The organism is Embleya sp. NBC_00888, from assembly GCF_045207655.1.
In the GTDB taxonomy this organism is placed as follows: Bacteria; Actinomycetota; Actinomycetes; order Streptomycetales; family Streptomycetaceae; genus Embleya.
In genome coordinates, this window is sequence record NZ_CP108785.1 from 3,479,127 (window position 1) to 3,501,517 (window position 22,391).

Genomic DNA, 22,391 nt, shown 5'->3' on the forward strand with positions numbered 1-22,391 from the left:
CCCTTCGCGCGCGATCGGCGTTTCGTGCGCATGGCCGAGAGGAGAAATCACCGAGACGGATCGCATAATAGTAATTGAGGGTGTGCCGCATATCGGGATTCCCACGCCTCACCCGGCGAATGGTCGGCGGATGGGGTTCGCTGGTGACGTCGAGACATGCGGATCGAGCATGGGTGCCCTGCGCAACATGCGTTGGTGCCATGGCTTTCGGCGGGTCAGGATGTCGCCATGACGAAGAACCGGCGGCTCACGCGTATCTCCTCGCCCGTGGGCGTATCGCCCGCGCAGGGCTACAGCCAGGTGGTGACCGGTCCCGGTCGGCTGGTCGTCATCTCCGGGCAGGTGGCGACGGATGAACGCGGCGAAACGGTCGGTGTGGGGGATCCGGACGCCCAGGCGCGGCAGGTGTTCACGAATCTGCGGCGGTGTCTCGCGGCGGTGGGCGCGACGTTCGACGACGTCGTCAAACTCACCCATTTCACCACCGATATCGCGTACTTGACGAGCATCGGCGCGGCCTGGGACGAGTTCGTCGATCCCGAGCACGAACCGGCCAGTTCGACGGTCCAGGTGGCCGCGTTGTTCCGGCCCGAACTGCTCCTGGAGGTCGAGGCGCTCGCCTTGCTGTGCCCACCCCGTAGCGGCGACTTCCCTTCCGCATAACGGAGTTCGGTATTTCCGTGCGCCCCGGCGGCTAGGATCGGCGCGACATTTCGACGCCGCTCGGCGACCTGGGGGATCTGTGCGTGAGCAGGGCGAAAGTCGGCGGGAGTGGAGCGCGCGCGGAGTCGACGTGAGTATGCCCAGCATCGCGCGGGTGTACGACGCGGCGCTCGGCGGCAAGGACAACTTCGCCGTGGACCGGGCCGTGGCCGATCGTTTGCTGAGCGTGGTGCCCGGAGCCCGCGAGTGCGCGTTGTCGAACCGGGCGATCCTCGCGCGCGGCGTGCGTTTCCTGGTCGAACAGGGCATCGACCAGTTCATCGACCTGGGTTCGGGCCTGCCGTCGGCGGAGAACACGCACCAGATCGCGCAGCGCCACCAGCCGCTCTCGTCGGTCGTCTACGTCGACATCGACCCGATCGTGCTCGCGCACGGACGGGCGTTGCTCGCGGAGAACTCGCGCACCCGCGTGGTCACGGCCGACGCGCGTGATCCCAAGGCGGTGCTCGCGCTTCCGGTCGTCCGCGAACTCATCGATCTCGACCGCCCGGTGGGCCTGTTGATGGTCGCGATCGTGCATCACCTGGAGGACGACGAGGATCCGGCCGGCATCGTCCGCGCGTATCTGGACCAACTCCCTTCCGGCAGCTACCTGTTCCTGACCCACTTCTGGGCCAACGGCACGCCGGAGGCCGCGGTGATCGAGGAGGTGCTGCACAGCGCGCACAACACCGGGCGGTTCCGGTCCCGGGAGGAGATCGCCGGCTTCTTCGACGGCCTGGACCTGGTCGAACCCGGCCTGGTCAACCTCCCGTTGTGGCGTCCGGAGGAGAGGGTTCCCGACCCGCTGCCGGTGTCCGGCACGCTGCTGCTGGGCGGGATCGCCCGCAAGCCGTAGCCGCTCGCCTCCTCGGTCGCCCTTCCGGTCGCCTTCCCCGTTCGGCGGCCCGGGCGGCGGTTCGGGTCAGTTGGTCGCGGTGGTGCGTGGTGGGCGCAGGGACGCGTCGAAGGCGTCGCGGGCGGGTTGTTCGCAGCGGTCGTGCAGTGCGTGGAAGGCGGCGGCCGAGCGGGCGGCGGGCCAGTCGGGCCCCAGGTGCGCGGCCGGCAGGCCCGGGTCGGTGCGCAGCAGGTGGATCCAGTCGGCCAGGACCGAGGCCAGCAGTGGTAGCGGGTCGCCGGTGTCCGGGTCGTGCCGTTCCCAACGCGCGAGGAACGCCTCGTGGGCGGCGCGCAGCGCGTCCGGGTCCCAGGCGCGGCGGACCAGGCGGTGCATCCGTGTGGGCGGCAGCGGTTGGGCGGCGAACGCGTCGAGGAAGGCGTCCTCGGCGTCGGGCAGGTCCAGGCCGTCCAGGGCCTCGGTGATGTCGACGGTGCCGGGCGCGATCCACAATCCGTCCCGGGCGCAGCCGAATCCCGCCCATTGCAGCCGGGACCGCAACTGGTGGCGCAGGTCCCGGTGATGTTCGGGGAGCGAGAAGGACAGCAGTGTCCACCGATCGTCGCGGTGTTCGAACGGGGTGCGGGACAACACCCGCCCCTTGCCCTGGAGCAGCACGTTCCGGCAGGCCGCACTGATCGTGTAGACGGCTTCGCGGCCGTCGCGACCGCGGTGCAGCAGGTCGCGGTGCACCATGCGGTTCAAGGTCGCCCGCGCGGCGGGGGCGGCGACGCCCAGGCGGTCCAGCGCGTCGAGGAACACGCGCGAGGGCAACGGCTCGGTGTGCCGGTCCAGGACCACGCCGGCCAGCAGGGCGAGCAGCAGTTCCTGCGGGCGCGACACGACCGGAAGCACGGTCGTGGCGGAGAGGGGCGCCGGGGTCGACGGCGGGGCGGTGCTCGACATCGCGGTGTGGGTTTCCCTGACTCTCGGGGCCTTCGAGGCACGGTGTTCGAGGCGGCCGCATCGTATGGCGCGGATGGCCGGGCGGACCGGCCCGCCCGGGTCGACCGTACCAAGACCCACATCAAGACATGAAACAGAATCTTGACGGGCGTGAGAATCGTGCCTAACTTCAGGGATGTGGCGGAGCGCCGAGGCAGGCTCCCGCCGTTCCCGTTCGCCATTCCCGAGCCCACGCCCGGTGCCCGACGGCACCGGCGGGCGGGCAATTTCCGAAGGACGTGCGCATGGACGCATCGAACCCGCCGGCCCTGCACGGCAAGGTCGCCGTCGTCACCGGCGCGGGCCGAGGCCTGGGCCTGGCCTACGCGTCCGCGCTGGCCGAGGCCGGTGCGGCGATCGTGGTCAACGACCTGGACCCGGCCGTCGCCGAGGCCGCCGCCGCGCGGATCGTCGCCGCCGGCCACCGCGCCGTCGCCGCCCCCGGCCCGGTCGACTCCACCGAGGTCGCCGACGAACTGGTGGCCCGTGCGGTGCGCGACTTCGGGCGCCTGGACGCGATGGTCACCAACGCGGGCATCCTGCGCGACAAGGTGCTCTGGAAGATGAGCGACGAGGACTTCGACGCCGTCGTCGCCGTCCACCTGCGCGGCACCTTCACCTGCGCCCGGGCCGCCGCCCGGCAACTGCGCGAACAGGGCGAGGGCGGCTCGCTGGTGATGGTCGGCTCCCCGGCGGGCCAGCGCGGCAACTTCGGCCAGACCAACTACGCCGCCGCCAAGGCCGGCATCGCCGCGATGGTGCGCACCTGGTCGATGGAACTGGCCCGGTCCGCGATCACGGTCAACGCCGTAGTCCCGATCGCAGCCACCGCCATGACCGAGTCGATCCCCGCCTTCGCGCCGTACGTGGCGGGACTGCGCGAGGGCGTGCCACTGCCGGACTTCCTGCGCAAGGGCGAGGGGTTCGGCACCGTCGAGGACTGCGCCGCGCTGGTGCCGTTCCTGGTCTCGGACGCGGCGCGCACCGTCACCGGCCAGTGCATCGGCATCGGCGGCGACAAGCTGGCCCTGTGGTCGCACCCGCAGGAGGTCGCCGTCGCCTACGCGGACGGCGGGTGGACCCCGCACGGCATCGCCGACGTGTGGGCGACCGGCCCCGGCCGCGAGCCGCAGACCGTCGGGGTTCCCGCCCCGCGCGTCCCGGACGGGGCGACCCGATGAGCACCGCGCCCTACCGCCCCACGTTCGACCTCGACGCGCTGACCGCGATCGACGTGCACACCCACGCCGAGGTCTCCACCCGGGGTGCCGCGTCCCTGGCGGACGACCTGCACGACGCCTCGTCCGCGTACTTCAAGGTGGCCGGGAAGCGTAAACCCACCCTGCCGGAGATGGCCGCCTACTACCGCGAACGCCGCATGGCGGCGGTGGTGTTCACCGTCGACGCGGAGCACGCGACCGGCACCGCGCCGGTGCCCAACGACGAGGTCGCGGAAGCCGCGGCCGCCAATGCCGACGTGCTCATCCCGTTCGCGTCCATCGACCCCTTCCGCGGCCGCGCCGGGGTGCGCGAGGCCCGACGGCTGATCACCGAATACGGCGTGCGCGGCTTCAAGTTCCACCCCTCGATCCAGGGCTTCCACCCCAACGACCGTATGGCGTACGGCCTGTACGAGGTGATCGAGGAGCTCGGCGCGATCGCGCTGTTCCACACCGGCCAGACCGGCATCGGCGCCGGCCTGCCCGGGGGCGGCGGGATCCGGCTCAAGTACTCCAACCCGATGCATGTCGACGACGTGGCCGTCGACTTCCCGCACCTGAAGATCATCCTGGCGCACCCCTCGTTCCCCTGGCAGGACGAGGCACTGTCGGTCGCCACCCACAAGCCGGAGGTCTACATCGACCTGTCCGGCTGGTCGCCGAAGTACTTCCCGGCGCAACTGGTCCAGTACGCCAACACCCTGCTCCAGGACAAGGTGCTGTTCGGCTCCGACTACCCGGTGATCAGCCCGGAACGCTGGCTGGCCGACTTCGCGCAACTGCCGATCAAGGACCACGTCCGCCCGAAGATCCTCAAGGACAACGCCGCCCGCCTGCTCGGTCTGTCCGGCTGACCCACCGCCGGTAGGGCCCGCCCCGCTCCGCCCGACCGGCCCTCACCTCTCAGGGGGAACCGTGCGCGACACCGCGCGCAACCAAGGACTGGGTTCGTGGACCGCGCGCCGCGCCCGCAGGAGTCCGGACCGCATCGCACTCGTCCACCAGGGTCCGGACGGCCGACCCGTCCGGCAGAGCTACGCCCGACTGCACGCCCGTACCCGCGCGATCGCAGCCGCCCTGCGCGAGCGACACGGGGTGCGGCCCGGCGACCGTGTCGCGTACCTGGGACCCAATCATCCGGCGTTCCTGGAGACGCTGTTCGCCACCGGCCGGCTGGGCGCGGTGTTCGTACCGCTGAACACCCGCCTGACCGCACCGGAGATCGCCTACCAACTCGCCGACTGCGGCGCGCGGGTGCTCGTGCACGCCCCCACCCACGACGGGCTGGTGCACGAACTGCCCACCGCACCGGGCTCGCCGACGTTGCTGCCGCTCGCCCGACTGGCGGCGACGGATGCGCTGCCGAGCACCATGGACACCGAACTCGACGACGTGCCGGGGACGTTGGACGACCCGTGCATGATCATGTACACGTCGGGCACCACGGGCCGACCCAAGGGGGCCGTGCTCACCCACGGCAACATCACCTGGAACAGCTTCAACGTCCTGATCGATCAGGATCTGGCCGCGGACGAGGTCGCGTTGGTGTCCGCGCCGCTGTTCCACACCGCCGCGCTGAACATGCTCGCGCTGCCCGTACTGCTCAAGGGAGGCACCTGTGTGCTCGCCGAACGCTTCGACGTGGACGCCACGTTCGACGCGATCGCCCGGCACCGAGTGACCGTGATGTTCGGCGTGCCGGCGATGTTCCGGCAACTGGCCGACGCGCCGCGCTGGGCCGACGCGGATCTGTCCTCACTGCGGCTGCTCAACTGCGGTGGCGCACCCGTGCCCCCGGCGCTGATCACCGCCTACCAGCGGCGCGGCCTGAACTTCTGCCAGGGCTACGGCATGACCGAGGCCGCACCCGGAACCCTGTTCCTGGCCGCCGAACACGCCGTCGACAAGGCCGGATCCGCCGGTGTCCCGCACTTCTTCACCGACGTGCGCGTCGTGCGCCCGGACCTGACCGAGACCGCCCCCGGCGATGTCGGCGAGATCGTCGTGCGCGGCCCCAACGTGATGCCCGGATACTGGGGTCTGCCGCGCGAGAGCGCCGACGCGTTCACCGACGGCTGGTTGCGCACCGGTGACGCCGCCCGTACCGACGAGGACGGCCACGTCACCATCGTTGACCGGATCAAGGACATGATCATCTCGGGCGGCGAGAACGTCTACCCCGCCGAGGTGGAGAACGCCATCGCCGGCCACCCGGACGTCGCCGAGTGCGCCGTCTACGGTGTCCCCGACCTCCGCTGGGGAGAAGTCCCGCACGCCACAGTGGTGTTGCGACCGGGAGCGAGTGCCGGCGGGGACGACATCCTGCGCTTTCTCGATGGCCGACTGGCCCGGTACAAGCTGCCCAAGGCCGTCCACGTGCTCCCCGTGTTGCCTCGCAACGCCGCCGGCAAGGTGCTCAAGGCCGAGTTGCGCGCCGGGGACAACTCCGTCGCGGACCGCTGAAGCGCCCGACCTCCCGGCGCGGTTCGCCGTGCTTTCGCCGCCGGTTCGCGGTTCGCGCTCGCGCGCCGGCACATCCTCCCGATCCGGACTCCGGCCTTCGCCGGGTCACCGACAACCGATGGAGCAACTCGTGACTCTGACCGTGCACTTCGACGAACTCACCACCCTGGCAGGCAAGGATCTCGGTGCCAGTGCCTGGATCGACGTCACCCAGGAACGCATCGACACGTTCGCCGACGCCACCGACGACCACCAGTGGATCCACGTGGACGTCGCCCGTGCCGCGACCGGGCCGTTCGGCGGTCCCATCGCGCACGGCTATCTCACGCTGGCGCTGTTCATCCCGGCCTTCGGCGAACTGTTGGAGGTCGAGGGCGTCACCACCAAGGTCAACTACGGCCTCGACAAGGTGCGCTTCCCCGCCCCCGTTCCCGCCGGCGCCCGGATCCGGCTGACCGCCCGGGTCGCCGACGTCGAGGCCGTGGCCGGCGACGGCGTACAGATCACCGTGGACGGAACCATCGAGATCGACGGCGGCACGAAGCCGGCCTGCGCCCTGCGGAGCATTTCGCGTTTCTATCGCTGATCCCCGAGCGCCCGTCCGGCTCGACGAGCGCGACGCACGCCGGACTGCAATGCATCGCATATGCGCGATGGATTGCTCGTTCTTCTTGCATATGCTGCTCGTCGAATGAGTCTGTCCGCACATGTGGCTTCTATTCCGGGTGCCGGCGGTGCGGCGGTGGGCCGTGCGGGCCGGGCGGGTGAGAGGGGTCGGCGATGCGGGAGTTGGCGGAGAGGGCGCTGCGGTGGGTCGCGGAGGGGCGGCCGGGGTTGTTGGTTCGGGCAGTGACCGAGCAGGGCTTCGGGCCCCGGCGTCCGTACGACGCGCTGCTTCTGGGCGGGGACGGAGCCGCGGTGGGGTCGCTGTACCAGGGGGCGTTCGACGCCCACCTCGGCGACGAGGCGTCCCGGGCGCCGTCGCCCGGGTCCTCGTGGATCTGCCAGGTCGCGATCCACGACCGTGAGGCGGCCGAGGCGGGCCTGACGTGTGGCGGTCAGGCCGAGGTGCTGCTGCAGCCGCTCGACTCGGTGCCGCAGCGGTGGTGGGAGCTGCTTTCGCGTGGGGAGGGCGCGGCGCTGATCACCGGACTGGACGAGACGGGTGCACGCTCTACGTCGGTGGTCGCCACCGCGGACGGCGTGGTCGTCCCGGAGGGGCCGGCCGATCCGTCGGCGGTCGAGCACGCGGTCGCGATGTTGCGGCGGCACCGGGCCGGGCGCGACGTCCGGTACACGGAGGGTGGGCTGACGCTGATCGAGGTCAGTCCGCCGGTACCGCGCCTGCTGATCGTCGGGAGCGGGGAGTTGGTGAGCCTGCTCGTCGCCCAGGGGCGTCTGCTCGGCTGGATGGCGACCGCCGCGCAGGACGCGGACCCGGCGCTGCGGTACGTCGCCGAGCACCCGGAATCGGTGTGCCTGGTGATGTTGAGCCACGACGCGGACGTCGACGTTCCGGTGCTGAGCGCCGCCCTGGGCGCCGGGGTGCCGTACGTGGGCGCCCTGGGCTCGCGTCGCACCCAGGGGCGGCGGGGCGAGCGACTCCTGGCCGCGGGCGTACCCAAGGACCGGGTGGAGTCGGTGCACGGGCCGATCGGCCTCGAGTTGGGCGCCCGCACCCCGGCCGAGACGGCACTGGCGGTGTGCGCGGAGATCCTCGCGGTCCTCGACGGGCGCACCGGCAGGTCGCTGAGCGAGGCGACCGGTCCGATCAACGCCTGAGTGGCGCGGGCGGGCGCTCACGGCACGCCGCGGCTGCGCGGGCTTCCGGTGAGGGGGCGTTGGTGCCCGCGACACGCTCGGCGGGTGTTGCCATGGGTACGAGCGGCCCGGCGGTTCGGGTGCGGCGGAAGCGACCGCCGGCGGACCGGCCGGTGCGTGTGGGCGGCGGGTGGTGGCTGCTCGCGGGTGTGCCGCGGAGCCCGGACCGTGCGGACATCGGTGGGGTGCCGGTCCCAGGGCGGGTCAGGGGCGGCGGGGTGGGGCCGTGCTGGTGCGGATCACCAGTTTCGGGTGGAGCAGGTGGCGGGCGGCCTTGGTGCGTTCGCCGCGCAGGCGTTGCAGGAGGGTCTCGGTGGCCAGCCGGCCCATCTCCTCCCGCGGCTGGTTGATCGTGGTCAGGCCGATGTGTCGCAGGCCGGCCAGGTGGGTGTTGTCGTAGCCGACCACCGAGACGTCCTGGGGCACCCGCACACCGGACGCGGACAGTTCGCCGATGATGCCCACCGCGTTGAAGTCGTTGGCGGCGACGATCGCGGTCGGCAGGGTGTCGCCCTCCAGCAGGGCCCGCGCGGCCCGGGCGCCGCCCGTGTCGGTGTATTCGCTCGGCACGACGCACAGGTGGTGGTGCAACGCCAGGCGTTCCATGGCCTGTTCGTAGCCGCGGCGGCGGACCGCGGCCTGGGACCCGGCACCGCCGTCCACGTGCACGATGTCGCGATGGCCGAGCGCGGCCAGGTGTTCGACGGCCAGGGCCGATCCGGTGGCACCGTCGTCGTTGACGGTGTCCACCCGGGCGGACCGGACGCTCCGGGCCACCAGCACGGTGGGCACCTGGGCGCCGGCGTCCTCGATCGCGGCGGTCTCCACCACCGGGCCGAGCAGGACCAGGCCCGCGGGGTGGAATTGCAGCAGGCGTTCCAGGCTGCGGCGTTCGTGCGCGGGGCGGCGTCCGCCGGTGCCCAGGATGATGTCCATGCCGCAGGCGTGCGCGGCGGCCTCGACGCCGTCGACCACCTCGGCGAAGTACGGGTTGTGCAGATCCGAGATCATCACGCCCAGCGTGCTGCTGCTGCCGGTGGCCAGGGTGCGGGCGTTGAGGTTGGGGCGGTAGCCCAACTCGCGGGCGGCGGCCAGGACGGCCTGCCGGCGGGCCTCGCTGACCTTGGGCGAGTCGCGCATCACCAGCGACACGAGCGAGCGGGAAACCCCGGCGCGGGCGGCGACGTCCTCGAGGGTGGGACCGGACACTGATGCTCACCTTTCTCCCGATGCGGAGCCGTCGGTCGGATCGTTCGACACCGCGATGATCGGCGCAACGCCGGCCCTGGGGTTCGACGTTCGCCGATTCGACGCGTACGACGACCCGGTGGGTCCGCGACCCGCACCTCCGCGACCCCACCCCACGCGCTGCCGCACCTCGGCGACCCCGCGCGACCGGGCCGTCGGCGACACCACGACCCGACGACCGACAGCCGTGGCACCGAGGTTACACGGATGGAGCGCTCCAAAGAATGGAGCGCTCCACAGGGGTGTGGCACGGGTGCGGCGCAGGCGACGCACACCGCTCGGCCGAGTGGCTGTATTGCCCATCGATTCACGGGTTTCAGCGGCGTTAAGCGAACGTTACGAGTGACTCTTGACACGCTCGGACGACGGGTATCAGTCTTGGGGCGTTCCCGGATTGGAGCGCTCCAAAAGTGGAGCGCTCCAATCCGAAGGCTTGGGGATTCCCGCTCGTCGAACGGGCCGGCTGCCGGTCGGCCGCCGACAACCCACTCGGCAGCCCACTCTCGGCCGGCTGCCCACTGTCCACTGCCCACTGTCCACGGGAGAAATGAATCTGATGCGTATCGGAGTCGCAGGCGTGGGGCGAATCGGCGCGATGCACGCGCGGAACCTCACGAGCCTGGAGACGGTCGACAAGCTCGTCCTGTTCGACCCGCAACCGGGTCGCGCGGACGCCCTCGCCCGGGAACTCGGTGCCGAGGCGGTCGGCGACCTGGAAACCCTGCTCGCCGAGGTCGACGGGGTGGTGGTGGCGACCCCCACCGACACCCACCCGCAGATGTTGCGGCGGACCGTGGCCGCCGGCGTCCCGACCCTGTGCGAGAAGCCGATCGCCTCGGACATCGCCGCGATGATCGCCCTGATCGCCGACGTGGAGGCGAGCGGGGTGCCGGTCCTGGTCGGCTTCCAGCGCCGCTTCGACCCGGCCGTGGTGGAGTTGAAGCGCCGCCTCGACGCGGGCGAGACCGGTACGCCCTATCTGGTCCGCGCGGTCGGCCAGGACGCCGCGCCACCCGACTTCGGCTACCTGCCCGCGTCCGGCGGGATCTTCCGCGACCTGCTCATCCACGACCTGGACGCGGTGCCGTGGTTGCTCGGCGAACCGGTCGTCGAGGTGTTCGCCAGCGGCTCGGTCCTGGTGGACGAGGCGTTCGCGAAGGCCGACGACGTGGACAACGCGGTCGTGGTGCTGCGCTTCGCCAGTGGCGCGCACGCGGTGCTCACCGGCGGCCGGCACGACCCGGCGGGCTACGACCACCGGATCGAGGTGCTGGGTTCGGCCCAGTCGCTCGCGGTGGGTCTGGACCCCCGCACGCCGGTGACCTCGCTCGAGCCGGACGGCCCGCAGGCCGGTCCGGACGCCTACCCCGGCTTCCCCGAGCGCTTCGCCCTCGCGTACGGCAACGAGATGCGGGTGTTCGTCGAGGTGGTCGCCGGCCGGATGGCCAACCCGTCCCCGATCGGCGACTCGCTGGGCAGCCTGGTGCTGGCCGACGCGTGCGAGCGGTCCCGGCGCGCGGGCCGGCCGATCGACCCGGCCGCCGTACTCGCCGCCGCGAGCGCGGATCCCGTCGCACCGATCGGGTCGGAGGTGGCGTGATGACCAGCCCGACCACGCCGCCGGCCGCGACCGCCGCGACCGCCTCGTCCGCCCCCGCCCCGCTCGATCTGCGGCTCGCCGGTGCGCCGATCTCCTGGGGAGTGTGCGAGGTGCCCGGCTGGGGCCCGATGTTGCCGGTGGACACCGTGCTCGGCGAGATGGCGGCCCTCGGCCTGACCGCCACCGAACTCGGCCCACCCGGCTACCTCCCGGACGACCCCTCGGTGCTCGAGGGTGTCCTGGAAGGCCACGGCCTCACCCTGGTCGGCTCGTTCGCCGCCCTCGTGCTGCACGACCGCGACCGCGTCGCCGAGTCGACGGCGAGCGCCGAGCGTACGGCCGAGCTGATCGCCGCCGCCGGTGGCGAGGTGCTCGTGCTCGCGGCGGCCACCGGCCTGGACGGCTACGACACCCGGCCCGAGTTGTCCGACGCGCAGTGGCGCTGCCTGATCGATACGGCCGCCCACGTCGCGCGGATCGCCCGGGCGCACGGCCTGCGCGCCACGCTGCATCCGCACGTCGGCACGCACGTGGAGACCGCCGCGGAGGTCGAGCGATTCCTGCGGGACAGCGAACTGCCGCTGTGCCTGGACACCGGTCACCTGCTGATCGGCGGGACCGACCCGCTCGATCTGGTCCAGCGGCACCCCGAACGCATCGGGCACGTCCACCTCAAGGACGTCCACGAGGACACCGCCGCGCTGGTGCGATCCGGCGCGCTGACCTACGCCGACGCCGTCGGGCGGGGCCTGTACCGCCCGCTCGGCGAGGGCGACGTCCCGGTCGCCGAGATCGTCGCGTCGCTGCGGACGGCCGGGTATCGCGGCTGGTACGTGCTGGAACAGGACACTCGGCTGACCGACGACCCGGCCGACGCCGACCTGCCGCGCCACGACACCGCGCGCGGCCTGGCCCACCTGCGCGGCAACTGACGCCGCCGGTCGCCCCTCACACGTTGCGCGAGGCCGGCGGGTCGTCGCTCCCTTGCCGGCCGCCCGGCTGGGTACGACATCCCCAGCGAGTCGCCGCCCGCCCCTACCGCAGCAGCCGTCCACCCGCCGCATCCGCCGCACCGGCGCACCCGCCGACCCGACCCGTACCGATCCCGGACCGACTCCCGACGCGACCCGTTCGTCCCGACCGCCCACCGTCTTGACGAGGAGTAATCGATGCCCCGACGTTCTCTCGGATTCGCCGCCGCCCTGGGTGTTTCCGCGCTCGTCCTCGCCGCGTGCAGCAGCCCGTCCGGCAGCGACCCGGATTCCAAGAAGACCCCCGACGGCGCCCCGACCGCCGCGGCCAAGGGCAACAACACCGTGGCCGTGATCACCCACGGCTCGGCGGGGGACGCGTTTTGGAGCGTCGTCCAGAACGGCGCCCAGGACGCGGGCAAGAAGCTGGGCGTGGACGTCCAGTACCAGGGCAACGGCGACCCGGCCGGTCAGGCCCGGTTGATCGACAACGCGGTCACCCAGGGGGTGGGCGGCATCGTGGTCTCGATGGCCAACCCGGACGCGCTGGCCAATTCGATCAAGGCGGCCACCGCCAAGGGCATCCCGGTGATCACCATCAACTCGGGGCAGGCCAAATCCACCGAGTTCGGCGCGATCGCGCACGTCGGCCAGGACGAGTCGATCGCCGGTGAGGCGGCCGGTGCCAAGCTCAAGCAGGCCGGCCGGACGAAGATGTTGTGCGTCATCCACGAGGCGGGCAACATCGGCCTGAACCAGAGATGCGACGGCGCCAAGGCCGGCTTCGGCGGTGCGACGCAGACCCTTCAGGTGGACATCGGCAACCCCACCGACATCCAGGCCCGCATTCGCGGCGCGCTCCAGTCGGACTCCTCGATCGACGCCGTGCTCGCGCTCAACCCGCAGGTGGCCGCGGTCGCGGTGGGTGCCGTGGGCGACGCGAACTCCAAGGCGCAGATCGCCACCTTCGACCTGAATCCGGATGTGGTCACCGGGATCAAGGACGGCAAGATCGTCTTCGCGGTCGACCAGCAGCAGTACCTCCAGGGCTACCTGCCGGTGATGATGATCAAGCTCTACCGGGACAACGCCAACACCGTCGGCGGTGGCAAGCCCGTACTGACCGGTCCCGGATTCGTCGACAAGAACAACGTCGGCGCGGTGGCCGAGTACGCGCAGCGGGGGACCAGATGACGATGAGTCCCTCGACACCCTCGACGCCGTCCGAGGCGGCGGGCCCCGCGCCCGGCGCGGCCGGCAGCGCACCCGGCGCCGTGCCGCCCATCGCGTCCGGCAAGGACGAACGGGTCGCGCCCGCCACCCTCGTCCACCGACTGCTGGTCCGGCCCGAGCTGGGCTCGCTGATCGGCGCCGTGCTGGTGATGTGCTTCTTCTCGATCGTCGCCGACGGGTTCTTCACCGCGTCCGGGGCGGCGACCTGGCTGGACGACTCGGCCACGCTGGGCATCATGGCGGTGGCCGTGGCGCTGCTGATGATCGGCGGCGAGTTCGACCTGTCGGCCGGCGTGATGACCGCCTCGACCGCGCTCATCACGGCGATGCTGGCGACCCGGGCGGGCTGGTCGGTGTGGCCCGCGCTTGCGGTGTCCCTGGTGTTCGCGCTCGCGGTCGGCGCGCTCAACGGCTGGCTCGTGGTGCGTACCGGACTGCCCAGCTTCATCATCACGCTGGGCACGTTCCTGGCCCTGCAGGGCCTCAACCTCGGCGTCACCCGGCACGTGACGAACAGCGTCCAGGTCAGCGGGATGCGCTCCACCGACGGCTACGAGTCGGCCGGGCGGTTCTTCGCCTCGACGATGGCCGTCGCCGGTACCGAGATCCAGGTCTCGGTGTTGTGGTGGCTGCTGCTGGCGGCGCTGGCGACCTGGGTGCTCGCGCGGACCCGGTTCGGCAACTGGATCTACTCCGTCGGCGGCGCTCCGGTCAGCGCGCGCAACGTCGGCGTCCCGGTCGACCGCACCAAGATCGTGCTGTTCATGACGACCGCGGGCGCCGCCTGGCTGGTCGGCTCGATCAACATCCTGCGCTACACCTCGGTCCAGGCCAATCAGGGCATCGGCCTGGAGTTCCAGTACATCATCGCCGCGGTGATCGGCGGTTGCCTGCTCACCGGCGGCTACGGGTCGGCGATCGGCGCCGCGGTGGGCGCGCTGATCTTCGGCATGGCCCGCCAGGGCATCGTCTACGCAAAGTGGAACAGCGACTGGTTCCAGCTCTTCCTGGGCGTGATGTTGCTGGCGGCCGTCCTGGTCAACAACTCCTTCCGGCGCCGCGCGGAGAGGTCCCGTCGATGACGAATCCGGAATCCGGCCCGACGGCCGAAGAGCCGACCACCGTCGAGAGCGCCGCGGCACAGGAGCCGGGCGCGACCGGGGCCGCCGTCGAGGCGGCGGGCGCCACGCGGGCCGATGCGAGCACCCGTGCCGCCGGTGCGCACCTGCTCGAACTGCGCGGTGTCGGCAAGCGGTTCGGCAGTGTGATCGCGCTCGACGAAGTCTCCACCACGGTCGACGCCGGCGAGGTGACCTGCGTCCTGGGCGACAACGGCGCGGGCAAGTCGACCTTCATCAAGATCCTGGCCGGCGTGCACGCGAACGACAGCGGCGAATACCTCGTGGAGGGCGCGCCGGTCCGGTTCTCCTCGCCGCGGCAGGCGCTCGATCGGGGCATCGCCACGGTCTACCAGGACCTGGCCGTGGTGCCGCTGATGAGCGTGTGGCGCAACTTCTTCCTCGGCTCGGAACCGCGCAAGGGACGCGGCCCGTTCTCCCGGCTCGACATCGCACAGGCCCGAAGCACCGCCCGTCGCGCGTTGCTGGACATGGGCATCGACCTGCGGGACGTCGAACAGCCGGTGGGTACGCTCTCCGGTGGCGAGCGCCAGTGCGTGGCCATCGCGCGGGCCGTGCACTTCGGCGCGAAGGTGCTGATCCTCGACGAGCCGACCGCCGCGCTCGGCGTCAAGCAGGCCGGCGTGGTGCTGCGCTACATTGCCCGGGCCCGCGACCGGGGTCTGGGCGTCGTGTTCATCACGCACAACCCGCACCACGCCTACCCGGTGGGAGACCGCTTCCTGCTGCTCAACCGGGGCCGCAGCCAGGGTTGTTTCGGCAAGGACGAGATCACCCTGGCCGAACTCACCCGACAGATGGCGGGTGGTGCGGAACTGGAGGCACTGGCACACGAGTTGGGCGCGGGAGCGAAGACGTGACGGCGCCCGAGCGAGTCCCCGCACCCGCGCCCGCGCCCGCTCCCGCGGCCGGCGCCGGCATCGAGGTCCTCACCGTCGGGCGGGTGGGCGTGGACCTGTATCCGCAGCAGAGCGGCGTCCCGCTCGACCGCGTCGAGAGCTTCGCCAAATCGCTCGGCGGCACCGCCACCAACGTGGCGGTCGCCGCCGCCCGGATCGGCCGCCGCTCCGCCGTGCTGACCAAGGTCGGCCCGGACCCCTTCGGCACGTTCGTGCGCACCGCGCTGGCCGACTTCGGTGTCGACCCGGCCTGGGTGGCCACGCACGAACGGCTGCTCACCCCGGTGGTCTTCTGCGCGCTCGACCCGCCCGAGGACCCGCCGCTGCTGTTCTACCGACTCCCGGTCGCCCCCGACCTCACACTCACCGACGACGACGTGCCGTGGGACCTGGTCCGCGACGTGCCGGTGTTGTGGGTGACCGGCACCGGCGTGAGCACCGAGCCCTCGCGCGGCACCCACCGCCGGATGCTCGCCGTGCGCGGCCGGCGTACGCACACCGTGCTCGACCTCGACTATCGGCCGATGTTCTGGCCGGACCGGGAGACCGCCGCCCGCCGGATCGGCGAACTCGTCGACGAGGCCACGGTGGTGGTGGGCAATCGCACCGAGGTGGAGGTCGCGGTGGGCACCGCCGATCCGGACGAGGCGGCCCGGCGGCTGCTCGACCGGGGCGTGCGCCTGGTGCTGGTCAAGAAGGGCGCCGACGGCGTGCTGGTGGCCACCCCCGACGGCAGCGCCACGGTCACCCCGCGCCGGGTCGAGGTGGTGTGCGGACTCGGCGCCGGCGACGCCTTCGGCGGGGCCCTGGTGCACGGCCTGCTCTCCGGCTGGGAGCCGACCCGGATCGCCGAGTACGCCAACGCCGCCGGGGCGCTGGTCGCCGGCCGACTCGCGTGCGCCGACGCGATGCCCACCGACGCGGAAATCGAGAGACTCGTGAACCACCCGATGCTGGAGACCCGAACGTGATCAGCGACCGCGACTGGACCAACCTGCTGGCGACCCGGGCGCATCGCCCCGACGCGGTGTTCGCCGCGTACGCCGAGCGCCGGCGCCGACCGCGGCTGCTCTCCGCGCGGGGCACGCTCTTCCTGGTCGCCGCCGACCACCCCGGGCGCGGCTCGCTCGGGGTGGGCGCCGATCCGCTCGCCATGGCCGATCGGCGCGACCTGCTCGGCAGGCTGGTCGACGCGCTCGAACACCCGGACGTGGACGGCGTCCTGGGCACCCCCGACGTGATCGAGGAACTGCTGCTGCTGGGCGCGCTCGAGGACAAGGTGGTGATCGGCTCGATGAACCGGGGCGGGCTGGCCGGCGCCTCCTGGGAGATCGACGACCGCTTCACCGGCTACGACGCGGACGCCATCCGCCGCCATCGGCTCGACGGCGGCAAGATGTTGCTGCGCATCGTCGACCAGGACGCCGGCACGATACCCACGCTGGAGGGCTGCGCCCGGGCGGTGAGCGAACTGGCCGAGCACGGCATCCGCGCGATGGTCGAGCCGCTGCCGTACCGGCGCGACGCCTCCGGGCGGCTGATCCTCGATCGGGGCACCGCCGCCAACGTCCGCGCGGTCACCGTCGCCTCGGCACTGGGCACCACGTCCGCCTACACCTGGCTCAAGCTGCCCGCGACCGAGGAGCCGGACAAGGTGGCCGGCGCGACCACCCTGCCCACCGTGGTGCTGGGCGGCGTGCCGTCCGCCGACCCGCAGGCCGACCTGTCCTCGTGGGGGCGCGCGCTGGCCCAACCGGCCGTGCGCGGCCTGGTGGTCGGTCGCGCGCTGCTCTACCCGCCCGACGGCGACGTGCGCGGCGCGGTGGACGCCGCCGCGCGGGTGTTGCGCGCGGCGAATCCGCGCGCGGTGGAGGTGATCGCGTGAACGACCCGACCCTGTTTCGTCCCTGGGGCACCGCCGGCGCCGGCGACGACCCGCTGCTGATCACCCCCGAACTCGCCGGATGGCGCTACAGCGGCCTGCGGGTGGTGCATCTGCCGCCGGGCGGCGAGCGGGTCCTGGCGACCGGGGAGCACGAGGTCGCGGTGATCCCGCTGGCCGGCTCCGTGACCGTGGAGACCGAGGGACGGCGGTTCGAACTGGCCGGACGCGAAAGCGTGTTCACCGCCGTGTCGGACTTCGCGTACGTGCCGCGCGACGCCGAACTGCGGCTGTCCGGCGCGCACGGCTGCCAACTCGCGCTCGCCTCGGCGCGGGCGACCCGGCGGCTGGATCCGGCGTACGGCCCGGCGGCCGGCGTGCCGGTCGAGGTGCGCGGCACCGGGCGCGCGACCCGACAGGCGAACAACCTGATGACCCCCGACGTGTTCGAGGCGGACAAACTGATCGTCTGCGAGATCCTCACCCCGGACGGCAACTGGTCCTCCCATCCGCCGCACAAGCACGACACCGCGAGCGCGCACGAGAGCGTCAACGAGGAGATCTACTTCTTCCGGGTGGCCGGCCGGGACGGCCGCACACCCGACCGGACCGGCTTCGGTCTGCACCGCACCTACACCACCGACGGCAGCATCGACGAGACGGTGACCGTGCGCGACGGCGACGCCTTCCTGGTCCCACGCGGCTACCACGGCCCGTGCGTGGCCACCCCCGGGCACCACCTCTACTACCTCAACGTGATGGCCGGTCCGGCCGACGAGCGCGCGATGCTCGCCTGCGACGACCCCGCCCACCACTGGATGCGCGAGAGTTGGGCCGAGGACGAGCCCGACCCCCGCTGCCCGCTGACCCCGCTGCCGGCGCCGGCGCCGAACGGAGGAACCCGATGAGCTTGCCCACGACCGGCGCGACCGTACGGCTGACCACCGCCCAGGCCCTGGTGCGCTGGATGGTGGCGCAGGAGAGCGAACTCCTCGACGGCGGCCGGGCGCGACTGTTCCCCGGCGTGTTCGCCATCTTCGGCCACGGCAACGTGCTCGGCCTGGGCGACGCGCTGCACGAGGCGGGCGAGGACATGCCGGTCTGGCGCGGCCAGAACGAACAGGGCATGGCGCTGGCTGCCGTCGGGTACGCGCGGGCCACCGGGCGCCGCCAGGTGTTCACCGCCACCTCCTCGATCGGGCCCGGCGCGCTGAACATGGTCACCGCCGCGGGTGTCGCGCACGCCAATCGGCTGCCGCTGCTCCTGCTGGTCGGCGACACGTTCGCGAGCCGCGCCCCCGATCCGGTGTTGCAACAGGTCGAGCACTTCCACGACCCGAGCACGACGGTCAACGACGCCTTCCGCGCGGTCGGTCGCTACTGGGACCGGATCACCCGTCCCGAACAGTTGATCGCCACCCTCCCGCAGGTGGCCCGGGTGCTGACCGACCCGGCCGACTGCGGGCCGGTCATCCTCGCACTGCCGCAGGACGTGCAGGCGCAGGCGTACGACTTCCCGCTGAGCCTGTTCGAGCCGCGCCTGCACCGGATCCTGCGGCCGCGCCCGGATCTGACCGAACTCCGGCACGCGGCGGACCTGTTGCGCGGCGCCGAACGGCCGCTGCTGGTGGTCGGCGGCGGCGTGCGCTACTCCGGCGCGGCGGCCGAGGTGTTGCGGCTGGCCCGGGCGCACGGTGTCCCGTTCGCCGAGACAGTCGCCGGGCGCACCCTGCTGCCGCACGAGGACCCGCTGCACGCCGGACCGTTGGGGGTGACCGGTTCGGCCTCGGCCAACGCGCTCGCCGCCGACGCCGACCTGATCCTGGCCGTCGGCACCCGTCTCCAGGACTTCACCACCGCGTCCTGGAGCGTCTTCGCCGCCGACGCACGCCTGGTCTCGATCAACGCGGCCCGATTCGACGCGGTCAAGCGGCACGCCGCACCGGTGACCGGGGACGCCCGCGAGGCGCTGCGCGAACTCGCCCCACTGCTGGGCGAATGGCGGGCGGACCCGGCGTGGACCGCTCGGGCCGAGCGCGAACGACGGGCCTGGGACGCCATGATCGACCGGCTGCGGGCGCCCGCCGACCCGGCCGAGCCGCCGACGTACGCGCAGGTGGTCGGCGTGGTGAACACACTGGCCGGAGCCGACGACTACGTACTCACCGCGGCCGGCGGGCTGCCCGGTGAACTGGTCGGCGGCTGGCGGGCCTCGGGGGAGGTCGGGGCGGCGACGATGGACGTCGAGTACGGATTCTCCTGCATGGGCTACGAGATCGCCGGCGCGTGGGGCGCGGCGATGGCCCGGCCGGCGGGCGTGGTCACCACGTTGCTCGGTGACGGCTCCTATCTGATGCTCAACTCGGAGCTGTACTCGGCGGTCCTGTCCGGGCACCGGTTCGTCGCGGTGGTCTGCGACAACGGCGGCTACGCGGTGATCGCCCGGCTGCAACAGGGCCAGGGCGCGGCGCCGTTCAACAATATGATCACCGACTGCCGGGGCCCGGGCGCCGCCGCGGACGTCCGGGTCGACTTCGCCGCACACGCCGCGGCCCTGGGCGCCGAGGTGTTCACCGCCGACACCGTCGAGGAGTTGACGAAGGCGTACGCCGCGGCGCGGGCGGCGCGCCGGCCGGCCGTGGTGGTCGTCCGCACCCGGCCCGATCGCTGGACCGAGGCCGGCGCGTGGTGGGAGGTCGGTGTACCGCAGGTGTCGGCGCGGGCGGAGGTGACCGCGGCGCGCGAGCGGATGGACCTGGCCCGGGCCGAGCGGGAACGCAAGGGCTGAGCACGTCGCGGGCCCGTGATCGGTGGTCGTCGACCGATCACGGGCCCGACGCGTCGGCCGGGCAGGGTGTGTCGGCGGTCAGGCGGCGACCAGGCGGCGGTCAGGCGGCGAGCGGCCGGCTGGGCAGCCCGGCGCCGGCCCTGGCCTGGGCGAACGAGCGCAGCAGCCGGTCGTGGATGGCGCCGTTGGAGGCCACCAACTCCCCGTCGCCGGGCTTCCAGTCGTCGCCCTCGAATGTGGTGGCCCGACCGCCCGCCTCACGCACCAGGATCGCGCCCGGGGCCCAGTCCCACGGGCCGCAGCGCTGCTCCCAGTACGCGTCGAGGCGGCTCGCCGCCACCCAGGACAGATCGATGCCGGCGCAGCCCAGGCGACGCACGTCGCGGGTGTCGTTGACCACCGACAGGAACTCGGCCAGGTTGTTGTCCGGGTCGGTGGCCCGGGACGGCGGGAAGCCGGTGGCGATCACGCTGCGGCCCAGCGTGCGGGTGTCGGACACGTGCAACCGCTTGCGCCCCTCGTAGGCGCCGCGGCCGGCCTCGGCCCAGTAGGTCCGACGCCGGGTCGCGTCGGCGACCACCCCGAGCGCGAGCCGCTCGCCGTCCCAGAACGCGATGGCGCACGCGTAGTGCGGCAGTCCGTGTGCGAAGTTGGTGGTGCCGTCGAGCGGATCCACGAACCAGGTCGGTCGGCTCAGATCCAACTCGGCCAGCCCGCCGCCCTCTTCGCCGACCACCGCGTCCTGCGGGAAGTGGCTGCTCAGCCAGGCCCGGACCAGTTTCTCCACCCGCACGTCGGTCGCGGTGACCAGGTCCGCGGCGGAGGACTTGAGCCGGATCCGCCGAGGCCGTCCGGCACGGCGGATGACCTGGGCGGCCTCGCGGGCGATCCGCAGGGCCGCGAGCGTACGGGGAAGGGGGAAGACCACGGTTGTCGCTCCTTGCCTACGACGGTCGATGAGACCGATGCCCGATCGACCGGGGCCGTGGATCGGCCCGCGCGATCGGCCCGCGACCCTCGCCCCACGCGAAGGACGTCCCTGCATCGGGTCGCCGTCGTGCAATAGATTGCCCCTGCATTATGTCGAGGCCCGCCGCCGTCCACCACCAGGTTGGCCGCCGGTCCGGGCACGCGTCACGACGCCGGTCCGGTGGTCGGGAACCGGCGCCGCGCGATGGCAGGTCAGCCCGTGACGGGCCGGTAGTGGCGGAAGTTGACCCACAGGCGCGAGGGCGCGACATCCAGGGTGTGCAGCACCGCGCCGTCGGCGGTGGGCAGGAAGGCCAGGCCCTCCGCCTCGGTGCCCGACGGCAGGTCGCGGTCGAACACGTCGGCGACGGCGCCGGTGTCCGGGTCGATCCGGTGGATGGACTTGTGGTCGTCGTCGGCCGCCGCGTAGAGCTTGCCCTGGTGCATCTTGGCGCCCTGGATCCGGCCGAGAGGAGTGCTCAGGGGCACCTGCCCGACGAACGAGAGATCGTCGAGGCGGAACACGTTGAGCGCGGTGGTGTCGGTCCACTCGGCGGTGTACAGCCGGCCGCGCGCCGGGTCGACGGCCACCCACGGCACGCCCTTGGTGTGCAGATGTTGCGGGAGTTCGTACGCGGTGCCGGTGAACTCCAGGGTCTGCGCGTCGAACAGCGCGACGAACGGGTGTCGGTACCCGTTGCCGTCCTCGATCGGGGCGTAGATCTTCCCGTCGTGGTAGTCGATGTCGCCGATGTGGTTGCCGCCGAGGTCGGCGATCGACTTGGGGATCGCGAACGGCTTGTCGACGATCTTCGAGCCGTCGAGGCGGGTGCGCTGGAGGCCGTTTTGCCAGGAGAAGAACCAGCTCTGTCCGTCGGTGGCGACACCCTGGGAGCGTTGCAGGGCGTCCAGGAACAGGAAGGTGGCGCTGCCCGTCTGTTCCCACTCGTTCGCCGCCACGGCGGGCGAGGCGGTCAGGGCGACGGCCAGGACGGCGGCGCACAGGCCGCCCGTCGTGGCGGTGCGGACTCGGCGCGAGGAGCGTCGACGCATCGGGATGAACCTCCGACTCGGTTCCGGCACGCGGCATCCGCCGCCGCGCGCACGGGAGTTGCGGGACCCGGACAATCACCGATCGAACGCGGAACGCTCCCAGCAGATCCCCTCGGACCCGCCGCTGCCAAGCCCGGTGCGATGAATGCTTGCCGACCTCCACCCGACGCACCGGCCACGGCGCCGCGTCGCGGACCCGGGCGGGGCTCGAAGGGTGCGTATCCGAAGGGTGACGACGCGCTCACCCGAGGGGTGTGCGCGCCGTCGCCGGCGGTCCGCACCCCCGGGGCGAGGCGACGTCGGCGCCGGTCACCGGGGCGGGAGGGCGTCCGCCGCTCGGAGCGCGGCGTCGACGGCGACGAACCGTGTGGGAGTGGTCACTGTTGGTGGGATGTGCGCGGTGGTTGGGCCGGTTGTGGTTGACATGGGGATGTGTGGGTCATATTCCGGAGGTAGTACCCGCACGGCCGCAAGGCACGAGAGCCCGGTGGCGGTCCCGTGGGTCGGGGGCGGTCGCGGCGTTCGGGGTGCCGGGGCGTGGGAGCGGGGTGAGCCACCGG

General features: G+C 72.4%; 20 protein-coding genes. 16 read left to right on the forward strand and 4 right to left on the reverse strand.

Annotated elements, in window-relative coordinates:
- Positions 1 to 228 precede the first annotated feature (228 nt).
- Both OG948_RS49555 and OG948_RS49560 read left to right on the forward strand, forming a co-directional pair.
- Positions 229 to 663: a RidA family protein gene (locus tag OG948_RS49555; RefSeq protein ID WP_331771625.1), complete on the forward strand. Its 435-nt coding sequence runs from the start codon at positions 229 to 231 to the stop codon at positions 661 to 663.
- 79 nt (positions 664 to 742) lie between these two features.
- On the forward strand, positions 743 to 1,561 hold the full coding sequence (locus tag OG948_RS49560) for an SAM-dependent methyltransferase (protein ID WP_331771626.1): 819 nt from the start codon (positions 743 to 745) through the stop codon (positions 1,559 to 1,561).
- 66 nt (positions 1,562 to 1,627) lie between these two features.
- Here OG948_RS49560 and OG948_RS49565 read toward each other — a convergent pair whose 3' ends face one another.
- Entirely contained in the window at positions 1,628 to 2,506 is an 879-nt protein-coding gene (locus tag OG948_RS49565; protein ID WP_331771627.1) for a PaaX family transcriptional regulator C-terminal domain-containing protein, read from the reverse strand.
- 284 nt (positions 2,507 to 2,790) lie between these two features.
- Here OG948_RS49565 and OG948_RS49570 point away from each other — a divergent pair, with 284 nt between their 5' ends.
- The 5 genes from OG948_RS49570 (at position 2,791) to OG948_RS49590 (ending at position 8,010) form a co-directional block, all read left to right on the forward strand.
- Positions 2,791 to 3,726 carry an SDR family NAD(P)-dependent oxidoreductase gene (locus OG948_RS49570; protein ID WP_331771628.1) on the forward strand — a complete coding sequence of 312 codons (936 nt, stop codon included), beginning with the start codon at positions 2,791 to 2,793 and terminating at the stop codon, positions 3,724 to 3,726.
- The gene (locus OG948_RS49575; RefSeq protein WP_331771629.1) at positions 3,723 to 4,619 is read left to right on the forward strand and encodes an amidohydrolase family protein; all 897 of its coding nucleotides are present in this window, start codon (positions 3,723 to 3,725) and stop codon (positions 4,617 to 4,619) included. Before OG948_RS49570 ends, OG948_RS49575 begins: the two co-directional genes overlap by 4 nt.
- Before the next feature lie 61 nt (positions 4,620 to 4,680).
- Positions 4,681 to 6,228, forward strand: a complete 1,548-nt coding sequence (locus OG948_RS49580) for a long-chain fatty acid--CoA ligase (protein WP_331771630.1) — start codon at positions 4,681 to 4,683, stop codon at positions 6,226 to 6,228.
- A gap of 130 nt (positions 6,229 to 6,358) precedes the next feature.
- Complete coding sequence (locus OG948_RS49585; protein WP_331771631.1) at positions 6,359 to 6,814, forward strand: MaoC family dehydratase; 456 nt, start codon at positions 6,359 to 6,361, stop codon at positions 6,812 to 6,814.
- Between the two features lie 194 nt (positions 6,815 to 7,008).
- Positions 7,009 to 8,010: an XdhC family protein gene (locus OG948_RS49590; RefSeq protein WP_331771632.1), complete on the forward strand. Its 1,002-nt coding sequence runs from the start codon at positions 7,009 to 7,011 to the stop codon at positions 8,008 to 8,010.
- 243 nt (positions 8,011 to 8,253) lie between these two features.
- Here OG948_RS49590 and OG948_RS49595 read toward each other — a convergent pair whose 3' ends face one another.
- Positions 8,254 to 9,258: a LacI family DNA-binding transcriptional regulator gene (locus tag OG948_RS49595; protein ID WP_331771633.1), complete on the reverse strand. Its 1,005-nt coding sequence runs from the start codon at positions 9,256 to 9,258 to the stop codon at positions 8,254 to 8,256.
- A 595-nt stretch (positions 9,259 to 9,853) separates the two neighbouring features.
- Between OG948_RS49595 and OG948_RS49600 the strand changes: the two genes are divergently transcribed.
- From OG948_RS49600 to iolD, 9 genes are all read left to right on the forward strand, one after another.
- Positions 9,854 to 10,897, forward strand: coding sequence for a Gfo/Idh/MocA family oxidoreductase (locus tag OG948_RS49600; protein WP_331771634.1), 1,044 nt, complete (start codon positions 9,854 to 9,856; stop codon positions 10,895 to 10,897).
- Positions 10,897 to 11,829 (forward strand): TIM barrel protein, encoded by a 933-nt coding sequence (locus tag OG948_RS49605; RefSeq protein WP_331771635.1) that lies wholly within the window; start codon positions 10,897 to 10,899, stop codon positions 11,827 to 11,829. Before OG948_RS49600 ends, OG948_RS49605 begins: the two co-directional genes overlap by 1 nt.
- A 237-nt stretch (positions 11,830 to 12,066) precedes the next feature.
- Positions 12,067 to 13,062, forward strand: a complete 996-nt coding sequence (locus OG948_RS49610) for a sugar ABC transporter substrate-binding protein (protein WP_331771636.1) — start codon at positions 12,067 to 12,069, stop codon at positions 13,060 to 13,062.
- Positions 13,059 to 14,183, forward strand: a complete 1,125-nt coding sequence (locus OG948_RS49615) for an ABC transporter permease (protein ID WP_331771637.1) — start codon at positions 13,059 to 13,061, stop codon at positions 14,181 to 14,183. Before OG948_RS49610 ends, OG948_RS49615 begins: the two co-directional genes overlap by 4 nt.
- Entirely contained in the window at positions 14,180 to 15,100 is a 921-nt protein-coding gene (locus OG948_RS49620; RefSeq protein ID WP_331771638.1) for an ATP-binding cassette domain-containing protein, read from the forward strand. Before OG948_RS49615 ends, OG948_RS49620 begins: the two co-directional genes overlap by 4 nt.
- 59 nt (positions 15,101 to 15,159) lie before the next feature.
- Positions 15,160 to 16,110 (forward strand): 5-dehydro-2-deoxygluconokinase, encoded by a 951-nt coding sequence (gene iolC, locus OG948_RS49625; RefSeq protein ID WP_331773559.1) that lies wholly within the window; start codon positions 15,160 to 15,162, stop codon positions 16,108 to 16,110.
- Positions 16,107 to 17,024, forward strand: a complete 918-nt coding sequence (locus tag OG948_RS49630; RefSeq protein WP_331771639.1) for an aldolase — start codon at positions 16,107 to 16,109, stop codon at positions 17,022 to 17,024. The genes iolC and OG948_RS49630 overlap by 4 nt, the downstream gene beginning before the upstream one ends.
- Positions 17,021 to 17,929 carry a 5-deoxy-glucuronate isomerase gene (gene iolB / locus OG948_RS49635; RefSeq protein WP_331771640.1) on the forward strand — a complete coding sequence of 303 codons (909 nt, stop codon included), beginning with the start codon at positions 17,021 to 17,023 and terminating at the stop codon, positions 17,927 to 17,929. Before OG948_RS49630 ends, iolB begins: the two co-directional genes overlap by 4 nt.
- The gene (iolD, locus tag OG948_RS49640; RefSeq protein ID WP_331771641.1) at positions 17,926 to 19,809 is read left to right on the forward strand and encodes a 3D-(3,5/4)-trihydroxycyclohexane-1,2-dione acylhydrolase (decyclizing); all 1,884 of its coding nucleotides are present in this window, start codon (positions 17,926 to 17,928) and stop codon (positions 19,807 to 19,809) included. The genes iolB and iolD overlap by 4 nt, the downstream gene beginning before the upstream one ends.
- Positions 19,810 to 19,909: 100 nt before the next feature.
- Here iolD and OG948_RS49645 read toward each other — a convergent pair whose 3' ends face one another.
- Together OG948_RS49645 and OG948_RS49650 are read right to left on the reverse strand one after the other, a co-directional pair.
- On the reverse strand, positions 19,910 to 20,737 hold the full coding sequence (locus tag OG948_RS49645; protein WP_331771642.1) for an inositol monophosphatase family protein: 828 nt from the start codon (positions 20,735 to 20,737) through the stop codon (positions 19,910 to 19,912).
- Between the two features lie 254 nt (positions 20,738 to 20,991).
- The gene (locus OG948_RS49650; RefSeq protein WP_331771643.1) at positions 20,992 to 21,831 is read right to left on the reverse strand and encodes a DUF6923 family protein; all 840 of its coding nucleotides are present in this window, start codon (positions 21,829 to 21,831) and stop codon (positions 20,992 to 20,994) included.
- Positions 21,832 to 22,391: the final 560 nt, after the last annotated feature.

Excerpts from the sequence above, each read along its gene's own strand:
- OG948_RS49605 (WP_331771635.1), top strand. The coding sequence starts at position 10,897 with ATGACCAGCCCGACCACGCCGCCGGCCGCGACCGCCGCGACCGCCTCG.
- OG948_RS49575 (WP_331771629.1), top strand. The coding sequence starts at position 3,723 with ATGAGCACCGCGCCCTACCGCCCCACGTTCGACCTCGACGCGCTGACC.
- OG948_RS49570 (WP_331771628.1), top strand. The coding sequence starts at position 2,791 with ATGGACGCATCGAACCCGCCGGCCCTGCACGGCAAGGTCGCCGTCGTC.
- iolD (WP_331771641.1), top strand. The coding sequence starts at position 17,926 with ATGAGCTTGCCCACGACCGGCGCGACCGTACGGCTGACCACCGCCCAG.
- OG948_RS49555 (WP_331771625.1), top strand. The coding sequence starts at position 229 with ATGACGAAGAACCGGCGGCTCACGCGTATCTCCTCGCCCGTGGGCGTA.
- OG948_RS49610 (WP_331771636.1), top strand. The coding sequence starts at position 12,067 with ATGCCCCGACGTTCTCTCGGATTCGCCGCCGCCCTGGGTGTTTCCGCG.
- OG948_RS49600 (WP_331771634.1), top strand. The coding sequence starts at position 9,854 with ATGCGTATCGGAGTCGCAGGCGTGGGGCGAATCGGCGCGATGCACGCG.
- OG948_RS49615 (WP_331771637.1), top strand. The coding sequence starts at position 13,059 with ATGACGATGAGTCCCTCGACACCCTCGACGCCGTCCGAGGCGGCGGGC.
- OG948_RS49565 (WP_331771627.1), bottom strand. The coding sequence starts at position 2,506 with ATGTCGAGCACCGCCCCGCCGTCGACCCCGGCGCCCCTCTCCGCCACG.
- OG948_RS49590 (WP_331771632.1), top strand. The coding sequence starts at position 7,009 with ATGCGGGAGTTGGCGGAGAGGGCGCTGCGGTGGGTCGCGGAGGGGCGG.
- OG948_RS49620 (WP_331771638.1), top strand. The coding sequence starts at position 14,180 with ATGACGAATCCGGAATCCGGCCCGACGGCCGAAGAGCCGACCACCGTC.
- OG948_RS49650 (WP_331771643.1), bottom strand. The coding sequence starts at position 21,831 with ATGCGTCGACGCTCCTCGCGCCGAGTCCGCACCGCCACGACGGGCGGC.